Origin of the sequence: Pseudomonas edaphica, assembly GCF_005863185.1 — a bacterium.
Classification (GTDB): domain Bacteria; phylum Pseudomonadota; class Gammaproteobacteria; order Pseudomonadales; family Pseudomonadaceae; genus Aquipseudomonas; species Aquipseudomonas edaphica.
In genome coordinates this window covers 1-1328 of the sequence record NZ_VBVZ01000982.1, presented here as the reverse complement: position 1 = coordinate 1328, position 1328 = coordinate 1, and the positions used below count along the sequence as shown (strand labels likewise).

The 1328-nt window shown below is 57.6% G+C and carries 2 protein-coding genes; both read left to right on the top strand.

Annotated features, from left to right (window positions below; genetic code table 11):
• The first annotated feature begins 83 nt into the window (after nucleotides 1–83).
• Entirely contained in the window at nucleotides 84–977 is an 894-nt protein-coding gene (ptrR, locus tag FEM54_RS32665; RefSeq protein ID WP_017134861.1) for a putrescine utilization regulator PtrR, read from the top strand.
• Nucleotides 978–1119: 142 nt separating this feature from the next.
• The gene (locus tag FEM54_RS34960; protein ID WP_017134862.1) at nucleotides 1120–1242 is read left to right on the top strand and encodes a PA1414 family protein; all 123 of its coding nucleotides are present in this window, start codon (nucleotides 1120–1122) and stop codon (nucleotides 1240–1242) included.
• The last annotated feature ends 86 nt before the right edge of the window (nucleotides 1243–1328 follow it).

Here is a 1328-nt window from a genome sequence, read left to right as displayed (position 1 = left end):
GCGAATGACCTGTAGGCTAAAGCGGATTGACTTTCTGTAAAAATGAATAATAGTGAGTAACTTGTTCAGTTTTGGAGAAAGGTATGGAGTTCAGTCAATTGCGCATCTTCCAGGCCGTGGCGGAAGAGGGCTCCATCACCCGCGCGGCTGAGCGCCTGCATCGCGTGCCCTCGAATCTGTCGACACGGCTCAAGCAAATGGAGGAGCAACTGGGCGTCGAGTTGTTCGTGCGCGAACGCCAGCGCTTGCAGCTTTCTCCCGCAGGCAAAGTGTTGCTGGACTACAGCACCCGACTGCTGGCGCTGCATGATGAAGCCCACGGCGCGGTGCAAGGAGGGCAGCCGGCGGGCGATTTTGTATTGGGCAGCATGTACAGCACGGCCGCAGTGCATTTGCCCAAACTGTTGGCGCGCTATCACAAGGCGTATCCGATGGTGAACCTCCAGGTGCAATCGGCACCCAGCGGCGAGTTGCTAGAGGGCTTGATCACCGGGCGTCTGGACGCGGCCTTTGTGGATGGCCCGATAACGATCGCGACGCTGGACGGCGTGCCGCTGTGCGAAGAGCGCCTGGTGATCATTTGCGAGGCGGATCACCCGCCCGTGCGTGGCCCCCAGGATGTCGCCGGCCGTTCAGTGTTCACCTTCCGACGCAGTTGCGCCTACCGTGCGCGCCTGGAAACCTGGTTTTCCCACGAGCGTGTGGCCATGGGCCGCGCCATCGAGATTGAGTCTTATCAAGGCATGCTCGCCTGCGTGATCGCCGGTTCAGGCGTGGCGTTGATGTCCGAATCAATGCTCGACAGCCTGCCAGGCAAGGACAGCGTGTCCGTTCATCCGTTGACCGGGCCTTTTGCCACTGCTACTACCTGGTTAATGTGGCGCAAGGGCATGCTCGGCGCTAACCTCAATGCATGGATCGATCTGCAACAAGAGGGCAAGGCCGATTTCCTGCAAGACGCGCGCGCGATTGCTTGAACGATCCGTCAGGATTCAGATCAATCCTGTAATAGTTCGTTGTGGTTTCGTTCAAGCATTACGTAAGACTTAGAGCTACTATCACTGTAGGAAAAGGCGACAGAACTCCCGCCTAGCCGCATTACCCTCAAAGGGGGCAACCATGAAAGAGAAAATTCAAAACTGGCTCCACGACCTCGGCGTTGCGCTGGGCCTGATTGAACCGCCACTGCAGCCGATACCGATTCGCACGGATGACGAGCAGCGTCGTCCGCGTCGCCGCTAAGCTCAGTTAGCAACAGGTTTTAGAATGTGGGAGCGGGCTTGCCCGCGATAACTGTGTGTCAGTAAACTTTAACTCGACTGATACAC